Raw genomic sequence first — 8,879 nt, forward strand, 5'->3', positions numbered from 1 at the left:
CCCGCGGCCGGCCAGACGGGCGGTCGGGGTCCCGCGGCCGGACCCGGGCGGTGCCGCGGGTCCGGCTCCGCTACGTCGGGAGGCCGACTGCCCGTTCTCCACTGCGCCGCTGCTGGATGACGACGGCGATGACGAGCAGTGCGCCCTGGGCGACGTTCTGCCAGAAGGAGTTGATGCCCTCGACGGTGAGACCGTTCTCCAGGCAGCCGAGCAGGGCGACGGCGAGCAGGGTCCCCCCGATGCCGCCCTTGCCGCCCCTGAGCGCGCAACCACCGAGGGCGGCCGCGGTGATGGCCTTGAGTTCGAGGCCCTCGCTGCCGGAGGTGGGCTGGCCGGAGCCGGTGCGGGCGGTGAGCAGGATTCCGGCGATGGCGGCGACGACACCGATGAGGGCGTAGACGGCGACGAGGTACTTGTTGATGTTGATGCCGGCGAGCCGGGCCGCGGTGTCGTTGCCCCCGATGGCGTAGATGTTGCGCCCGATGTCCGTGCGGGTCAGGAGCAGGTGCACGGCGACGGCGACGGCGATGAGGATCCAGACCATGGCCGGGATGCCGGCGACCTTGCCGCGTCCGAGGAAGACGAAGATGTCGTCGTTGAGGACGTAGCCCTGGGCGCGTCCGTCCGAGAGGAGCTGGGCGAGTCCCTTGTAGGCGGCGAGGCCCGCGAGGGTGGCGATGGTGGGGTTGACCCGGCCGTAGACGATGACCAGCCCGTTGAGGACCCCCACGAGGACACCGACGCCGACGGCGACGGCCACACCGAGGAGGGCGTTGTCCCCCGTGCTGGTGAAGACCATGGCGCTGACCACGGACGCCACGCCCACCTGGGAACCGACCGAGATGTCGAGACCGCCACAGATGATGACCACGGTCTGGACCACGGCGAGCAGACCGGTGATGGTCGCGGCCTCGGCGATCACCTGCATGTTCGACACGCTGAGGTAGTTCTCGTTCAGGATGCCGAACAGCGCGAGCACGACGGCGAGGGCGCCGATGAGGCTGAGGTTCTGCCCGCCGACGAACGACAGGAGCGTGCGGGAACCGCCGACGGCGCCCTGTCCGGGCGGGGCGTCCTTGGTTGCCTGTGGGGTGATGGTGGTCATGAGCTTGCTCCAGCGGGAGTCACGCCGGCGATGTCGTCGGCCATGGCAAGGGAGAGGACCGCTTCCTCGGTGGCGTCCTCGTGGCCCAGTTCTCCGGTGACCCGACCGTTCTGCATGACGACGACGCGGTCGGCGAGGCCGAGGAGTTCCGGGAGCTCGGAGGAGATCACCAGCAGGGCGACGCCCTCCTCGGCGAGGTCGGCGATGATCTGGTAGATCTCCGCCTTCGCGCCGACGTCGATGCCCCGGGTGGGTTCGTCCAGGATGAGGACCTTGGGTTTGCGGGCCAGCCAGCGGGCGAGGACCACCTTCTGCTGGTTGCCGCCGGACAGCTTGCGCACCTCGTGCTCGATCGACGGCGCCCGCACCCGCAGGCGGTCGGCGTACTGCTGGACGAGTTTCCGCTCGGCCGCCCGGCTGACGAACCGGAGGCGGCGGAGCCGTTCCAGGACGACGAGGGAGGAGTTGTCCCGGATCGAGCGGTGCAGGAAGAGCGCCTGGGCCTTGCGCTCCTCCGGTGCCAGACCGAGGCCCGCCCGGATGACCTCGCCGGGCCTGCCGTGGCGCAGGCGCTGCCCGTCCAGAGTGACGGTGCCGCTGAGGACTGGGCGGTCCCCGGCGAGGGCGAGGGCCAGTTCGGAGCGTCCGGCACCGACGAGTCCGGCCAGGCCGACGACCTCGCCGGCGTGCATCTGCAGGTTGACGTTCCGGACGTCCTCGGTCGTGAGGTCCTTGACGTCGAGGACCAGGCGACCGCGGTCGGCGCGCCGGCGGGTGAACATCGTCGAGAGGTCGCGGCCGACCATCAGGCGCACGAGTTCGTCAACGCTGGTTGACCGGGCGTCCTGGACCCCGACGAGGTTCCCGTCTCGCAGCACGGCGATCCGGTCCGCGAGTTGGAAGATCTCCTGCATCCGGTGGGAGACGTAGATGACGGCGGTCCCCTGGTCGCGCAGACGGCGTATCAGGCGGAACAGCGCGTCCACCTCGTGTTCCGACAGGGAGGACGTGGGCTCGTCGAAGGCGACCACCTTGGCCTCGCCGGTGACCGCCCGCATGATCTCGACCAGTTGCCTCTGGGCGGGGGTGAGCTGGGAGCCGAGCAGGTCGGGGTCGAGGACTCCGGTGAAGCCCAGCCGGTCGAGGTCCGCGGTGACGCGGCGGCGCAGTTCCGTCCGGTCCAGGCGGCGGCCCGCGCTCGTGGGCAGGGCGCCGGCGTAGACGTTCTCGGCGACCGAGACGTACGGGATGATCTCGGGTTCCTGCGGGATGATGCGGATGCCGGCGGCCCGTGCCCGTGCCGGTGACTCCAGGGTGAGCGGTTGGCCCTCGAGCGTGATCCGGCCCCCGGTCGGCTGGTGGTCACCGGTGAGGATCTTGAGCAGGGTGGACTTGCCCGCGCCGTTCTCGCCCATCAGGGCGGTCACCTGACCGCCTGGGAAGTCGAGCGTGACGCCGCCGAGGGCCTGCACCGGTCCGAAACGTTTCGTCAGGTCGTGTACCGCGGCCCCGCTGGTCACGTTCTGGCCGGTGGCTGGTGGGTCGGGCTCGGGGGTGGGGCTGGGTGCTGGGCACATGGTGGTTCACCTCGGGGGCGTGGGCAGGTGGGAACGTCCCGGTCGGTGGAGGCCGGGACGTGCCTTCGGCGGAACGTCGGGAGTCAGTTGCAGGTGACGCCCGCGGACTTCCAGGTGCCGGCGTCCACCATGGTGGTGGGCGCGAAGGACTCGCTGGGGAACTCCTTGCCGTTCTTGAGCTTGTCGTACATGGTCTGCACCGCGAGGGCGCCGACGTCCCTGCCGTTGATGAACAGCGCCGCCTTCATGCCCGAGGGCTTGCCACCGCTCCAGTCCTTGCAGGCGAGGTAGGCACCGAGTCCGACGCCGATGACGTCGTCGGCGCCCACCCCGGCGTTCTTCATCGCGGTCACGCCGCCCTGGACGTTCTCGTCGTTGCACCCCCAGATCACCCAGTGCTTGACCTTCGGGTTCGCGGTGATCGTCGCGGCGATCTTGTCCTGGGCGCCGGTGGGCGTGTTGTCCGTGGCGACGTCCGTCTTCTCCACCCCCGGGACTGCCGCGTCGAACGCCTCCTTGGCGGCCTTGACGCGGTCGCCGCAGACCGTGACGTCCTGCTTCCAGGCGGAGATGACCCGGGTGTCCGCCGCACGCCAGCCCGCCTTCTTGAACTCCTCAGCGGCTCGCTTGCCGACCTCACCGCCCATCTGCGACCCGCTGAAGCCGATCCGCGGGATCAGGTCGGCCTTGTCGCAGGCGGACGGATCGGGACCCGTGGCGCAGATCTGGTCGTCGGAGGTCAGCAGCGGCACCTTGGCGTCCTTGGCCGTCCTGACGACCTGCGGGCCCACGGCGGGATCGGGGACGACGATGATGATGCCGTTCGTCTTCTGCGCGATCGCGGACTGCACCTCGCTGACGGTCTTGTTCGCGTCGTTACCGAGGTTGACCACCTTGAGGTCGACGCCCAACTCGGCCGCCTTCTCCTTCGCGCCCTCAGCCTCACCGACGAAGTACTCCTGGTCCCCCTGCTTCTGGAGGTACGTGAGGGAGATCTTGCCGGTGACCGGAGCGGCGGGGCCGTCGTCGTCGGCTGACTCCTTGCCGCTGGAACATGCGGTGGCGGCCAGCCCCATGGTCAGGACGAGGGCTGCGGCGGCAACGTGACTGCCGTACGTGCGGGACATAGGGGTTGCTCCTTGGTGCCGCACCGAGGGCGGTGCGGGCTCTGTAAGGCGACATGGCGAAGCTGCTGGGGCGCCCGGGGTGGCGGGCGAACGCGCGGCGAGCGTCCGCCAGAAGCCGGTGTGAGGGTTTGGAGCGCCGGGGTGACGTGAAAAAAGCAATCAGAAGTCGTCAAGTTTCAACGGGATAGAACATCATGACACCGCAGGCGTGCGCCGGCGTCAAGCGTGAGGACAAAGAGATCGCTGCGACACCGAGTTCGATACCGCCTCATACGCGCACAGATGACACTCCGACGGTGCATCAGACGCCAACACGGCGGACCGCGCGAACCGATCAGCGCCACAGTGGAACCGCTCCGGCGAGGGCCCGGAGCACCCAGGGCCCGACTTCGGTGTCCGCGTCCGGTGGGTGATGACCCGGCGTGTCAGCAGGGACTGGCCGGCCGGAGGGGAAGTCGCCGACCCCGTCGTCCCCGGCCGCGGGGACGGGCCGACCCACGGCCCCACCCATCCCCGGGGCGGGACCACCCAGCGGGCGGGCCCCAGTGGCGCCGAGGGACGCACCCCTCGCGGCTCACATCAAACAAACCCGCACGCGGAGTGTAGACATCCCATCTTTTTGCTGCCAAGCTCCCGTCACATTGCATTCGAACAGGAGATGCGTCTACTTCATCCTGATTGCCCCGATGAAGAGACCCGATCACTGATGCCTAGGAGTTCGTCGATGGCCCCGAGCCAACCCAACCGGCGCCAAGTCCTCAATCTCGGTGGCGCACTGGCCCTGACCCCCTTCCTGGCGAGCCTCGCCTCGGCGCCGGCGTCAGCCGCTCCTGCGTCGGCGGCGGCGGCACCGACCACGTTCGGACCAGCCGTGGCGTCGGTGCGTCCGCGCTCGCTCGCCCGCCACTCGCTGTGGTACCGACTCCCGGCCCGGGACTGGCAGTCCGAGGCACTGCCGGTCGGCAACGGCCGTCTCGGCGCCATGCTGTTCGGCCAGCCCGACCGCGAGCGCGTCCAGTTCAACGAGCAGAGCCTGTGGGGAGGGGTCAACGACTACGACAACGCGCTGGCCGGCCAGCCCGACTCGGCGTTCGACACGAGCATGACCGGCTTCGGTTCCTACCGGGCCTTCGGTGACGTCGTGCTCGCCTTCGGCGCGCGGTCCGAGGTCACCGCTCCCGGTGGCCCCTACAGCACCTCCCCGAGCGAGGGGCCGGACAAGACCATCGACGGCGACTCCAGGACGAAGTGGTGCATCGCGGGCCCTCCGGATGAGGTGATCTGGCAGGTGGCCGTGTCCGCGCCCGTCGCGGTGTCCACCTACCGGTTCACGAGCGCCAACGACGTGCCTGACCGGGACCCCCAGGTGTGGGCCTTCCAGGGCTCGACGGACGGGTCGGCGTGGACCACGCTCGACACCCGGTCGCTGTCCGCACCCTTCGAGAACCGGTTCCAGACCAAGGAGTTCACCTGCTCCAACAGCACTGCCTTCGGCTTCTACCGCTTCGTCTTCACGCCCCGCCCGGGGGTGAGCCACTTCCAGGTGGCCGAGATCGCGCTCGCCGGGGTGGACCTCAACGGGCGGCGCTTGTTCTACGTCTCCTCGCCGTCCGGCCATGCCGACGGCGCCGATCAGGGGCAGGACGTCTCCCGGAGCGTGGACGGGGACGACTCCACCGTGTGGCGGGCGGCCGGCGTGACCGCGGGAGCGGTGTGGCAGGGCGACCTGCCGTCGGCCGCGACGGTCACCGGCTACAGCGTGACGGCCGCGCCGGACACCGCCGAGGAGGACCCGGGTTCGTGGGCCCTCGAGGGCTCCACCGACGGCCAGGCGTGGACGCTGCTCGACGAACGCGACGTCCAGCCCGCGCTGGAGCGCGGTGAGCGCCGGCAGTTCACCGTCAACGCGCCCGGGGCGTACACCAGCTACCGGCTGACGCTGCGCCCCAAATCCGGATCGTCGGTCGTGCGCGTCGCCGGGATCCGCCTCACCGGCACCGGGTTCGACACGGCGACGCTGGGCCCGGTGATCGAATACCGCCGGGCACTCGACCCTGAGTCCGGGGTTCACACCACGTCGTTCGGCGCCCCCGGGCAGCAGGTCCGGCGGGAGGCGTTCGCCAGCCGAGCCGCCGACCTGCTCGTGCTGCGCTACGAGGCGGAGCACGCCGGCGCGCTCGACTGCGACATCACCCTCACCTCCGCGCAGGGTGCGCCCGCCTCGGCCAACGCGACAGCGGGAACCGTCGCGTTCAGCGGCACCATGGGCAACGGTCTGAAGCACGCCGCCGTGCTCCGGGTGAGCGACACCGACGGCACCGTGACCGCCACGGGTTCCGGACTCCGGCTCCGATCGGCGACGCACGTGACCCTGCTCCTCGACGCGCGCACCAACTACAAGCTCGACGCCGCCGCGAAGTGGCGCGGACCGGACCCCCAACCCGCCATCACCGCGGCCCTCGACACCGCGGCCGGGCAGTCCTACGAGGCGCTGCGCTCGGCGCACGTCACCGAGACCCGCGCAGTGACCCAGCGCGTCTCCGTGGACTGGGGGAGCAGCGACGACGCGGTCACCGCGCTCCCGACCAACGCCCGGCTCGCCCGTTACCGCGCCGGCGCTCCCGACCCCGGGCTCGAGCAGGGCATGTTCGTCCTCGGCCGCTACCTGCTCCACAGCTCGTCCAGGCCGGGCGGGCTGCCCGCCAACCTCCAGGGGCTCTGGAACGACAGCAACCAGCCCCCGTGGGCGTCGGACTACCACACGAACATCAACGTCCAGATGAACTACTGGGGCGCGGAGACCACCAACCTCAGCGAGAGCCACGAGGCACTCGTCGAGTTCGTGCGGCAGGTGGCCGTCCCCAGCCGCGTCGCCACCCGCAACGCCTTCGGCGCCACCACCCGGGGCTGGACGGCACGCACGAGCCAGAGCATCTTCGGCGGCAACTCCTGGGAGTGGAACACCGTCGCCAGCGCCTGGTACGCGCAGCACCTGTACGAACACTTCGCCTTCACCCAGGACCTCACCTACCTGCGCACCGTCGCCTACCCGATGATCAAGGAGATCTGCCAGTTCTGGGAGGACCGGCTCGTCGAGGACGCGGCCGGCCAACTCGTGTCCCCCGACGGGTGGTCCCCCGAGCACGGCCCGCGCGAAGACGGCGTGATGTACGACCAGCAGATCGTCTGGGACCTCTTCCAGAACTACCTCGACAGCGCGACGGTACTCGACGTCGACGCCGAGTACCGGGCCACCGTCGCCGACATGCAGGCGCGGCTCGCGCCCAACAAGATCGGCAAGTGGGGTCAGCTCCAGGAGTGGCAGACCGACCGCGACGACCCGAACGACGTCCACCGCCACACCTCCCACCTGTTCGCGGTGTTCCCCGGCCGCCAGATCACGCCCGACACCTCGCCCGCGTTCGCGGCGGCGGCTCTGGTGTCGCTGAAGGCGCGGTGCGGCGAGAAGGACGGGGTCCCGTTCAGCGAGTCCTCCGTCACCGGTGACAGCCGCAGGTCCTGGACCTGGCCCTGGCGGGCCGCGCTGTTCGCGCGCCTCGGTGACGCCGAGCGGGCGCGGTACATGGTCCGGGGGCTCCTGCGCTACAACACGCTGACGAACCTCTTCTGCAACCACCCGCCGTTCCAGATGGACGGCAACTTCGGTATCACCGGTGCGATCGCCGAGATGCTCCTGCAGAGTCACGAGAAGGTCATCCACCTCCTGCCGGCGCTGCCGGAGGACTGGGCCGACGGCTCGTTCACGGGTCTGCGAGCCCGCGGCGGCTACGAGGTCGGTTGCACCTGGCGCGGGGGGCGGGTCACGGACTTCACCGTCGTCGCCGACCGGGCGCGCAACCAGGGCACCGTCATCGTCCGCGTCAACGGCAGGGACGTGCGGGTCAAGCCGGCGAAGCGGCGCACCGAGCGCTGACCCGCGGCACGTACCCCGCGCCGGGCCTGTGGTCGCGCTCCTGCGGCCACAGGCCCGTGCCCCAACTCGAAGCTCCCCGGGCTCGTCCCAAGAAGGACACACTCTTGACTTCCTCCCCCGCCTAGAGGCGGGGGATTCCAGCGGTCGCCCGCTGGGGTTCCTGCTTCACCGACGACCGCCCCGTCCGGGAGGACTCCCGTTGAGGTCTTACACCGTCTCCACAGGCAGACGCCGCCAGCCCGGCGGCCAGGATGTTGCGTGCCGCGTTCACATCACGGTCATGCACCATGCCGCAGTCACACGTCCACTCCCGGACGTTCAGCGGCATCTTCGCCGCGACCGTGCCGCAGGTCCCGCACAGCTTGGAGCTGGGGAAGAAGCGGTCGATCACGACGAGTTCACGCCCGTACCAGGAGCACTTGTACTCCAGCATCGACCGCAGCTCCGTCCAGGCCGCATCCGAGATGGCGCGCGCCAGCTTGCCGTTCTTCAGCAGGTTGCGGACGGTGAGGTCCTCGATCACGACCGTTTGGTTCTCACGGACGAGTCGAGTCGACAGCTTGTGCAGGTGGTCACGCCTGCGGTCAAAGATCCGCGCGTGCACCTTGGCGACGCGGCGTCGGGCCTTCTCCCGGTTGGCCGAGCCCTTCGCCTTCCGCGACAGCTCCCGCTGCGCCTTGGCGAGCCGGGCGCGGTCGCGGCGCTCGTGCTTNGGGTTGGCGACCTTCTCACCGGTCGACAGGGTCACCAGGGAGGTGATGCCCGCGTCGATACCGACCGCGTTCGTGGTGGCCGGGGCCGGGGTGATGCGGTCATCGCACANCAGGGACACGTACCAGCGCCCGGCGCTGTNGCGGGACACGGTCACCGTCGTCGGTGCCGCACCCTTCGGAAGGGGACGCGACCAGCGGATGTCCAGCGGGTCGGCCATCTTCGCGAGCGTCAGCTTCCCNTCGCGCCACTTGAACGCGGAGCGGGTGTACTCGGCCGACGCGCGGGACTTCTTCCGGCTCTTGTACCGGGGGTACTTGGCGCGCTTGGCGAAGAAGTTCGTGAACGCCGTCTGAAGGTGGCGCAGTGCCTGCTGGAGCGGGACGCAGGACACCTCTGCCAGGAAGGCGAGTTCCTCGGTCTTC

Annotated in this window: 5 protein-coding genes; 1 reads left to right on the forward strand and 4 read right to left on the reverse strand. The window is 70.1% G+C overall.

Features of this window, described 5'->3' with window-relative positions; genetic code table 11:
- Positions 1-70: 70 nt before the first annotated feature.
- The 3 genes from A3IG_RS0116425 to A3IG_RS0116435 all read right to left on the reverse strand — a co-directional run bounded on the left by A3IG_RS0116425 (position 71) and on the right by A3IG_RS0116435 (position 3,809).
- Positions 71-1,105 carry an ABC transporter permease gene (locus A3IG_RS0116425; protein WP_018384670.1) on the reverse strand — a complete coding sequence of 345 codons (1,035 nt, stop codon included), beginning with the start codon at positions 1,103-1,105 and terminating at the stop codon, positions 71-73.
- Positions 1,102-2,682, reverse strand: coding sequence for a sugar ABC transporter ATP-binding protein (locus tag A3IG_RS0116430; protein ID WP_018384671.1), 1,581 nt, complete (start codon positions 2,680-2,682; stop codon positions 1,102-1,104). Before A3IG_RS0116430 ends, A3IG_RS0116425 begins: the two co-directional genes overlap by 4 nt.
- Positions 2,683-2,765: 83 nt before the next feature.
- Positions 2,766-3,809: a substrate-binding domain-containing protein gene (locus A3IG_RS0116435; RefSeq protein WP_018384672.1), complete on the reverse strand. Its 1,044-nt coding sequence runs from the start codon at positions 3,807-3,809 to the stop codon at positions 2,766-2,768.
- A gap of 724 nt (positions 3,810-4,533) precedes the next feature.
- Between A3IG_RS0116435 and A3IG_RS0116440 the strand changes: the two genes are divergently transcribed.
- On the forward strand, positions 4,534-7,743 hold the full coding sequence (locus A3IG_RS0116440) for a glycosyl hydrolase family 95 catalytic domain-containing protein (RefSeq protein ID WP_040911670.1): 3,210 nt from the start codon (positions 4,534-4,536) through the stop codon (positions 7,741-7,743).
- A gap of 121 nt (positions 7,744-7,864) precedes the next feature.
- On the opposite strand, the gene A3IG_RS0116445 is transcribed toward A3IG_RS0116440, so the two are convergent.
- The coding region (locus A3IG_RS0116445) for an RNA-guided endonuclease InsQ/TnpB family protein (protein WP_018384674.1) at positions 7,865-8,879 on the reverse strand (1,015 nt) is incomplete at its 5' end.

Origin of the sequence: Wenjunlia vitaminophila DSM 41686 (genome assembly GCF_000380165.1) — a bacterium.
Classification (GTDB): Bacteria; Actinomycetota; Actinomycetes; order Streptomycetales; family Streptomycetaceae; genus Wenjunlia; species Wenjunlia vitaminophila.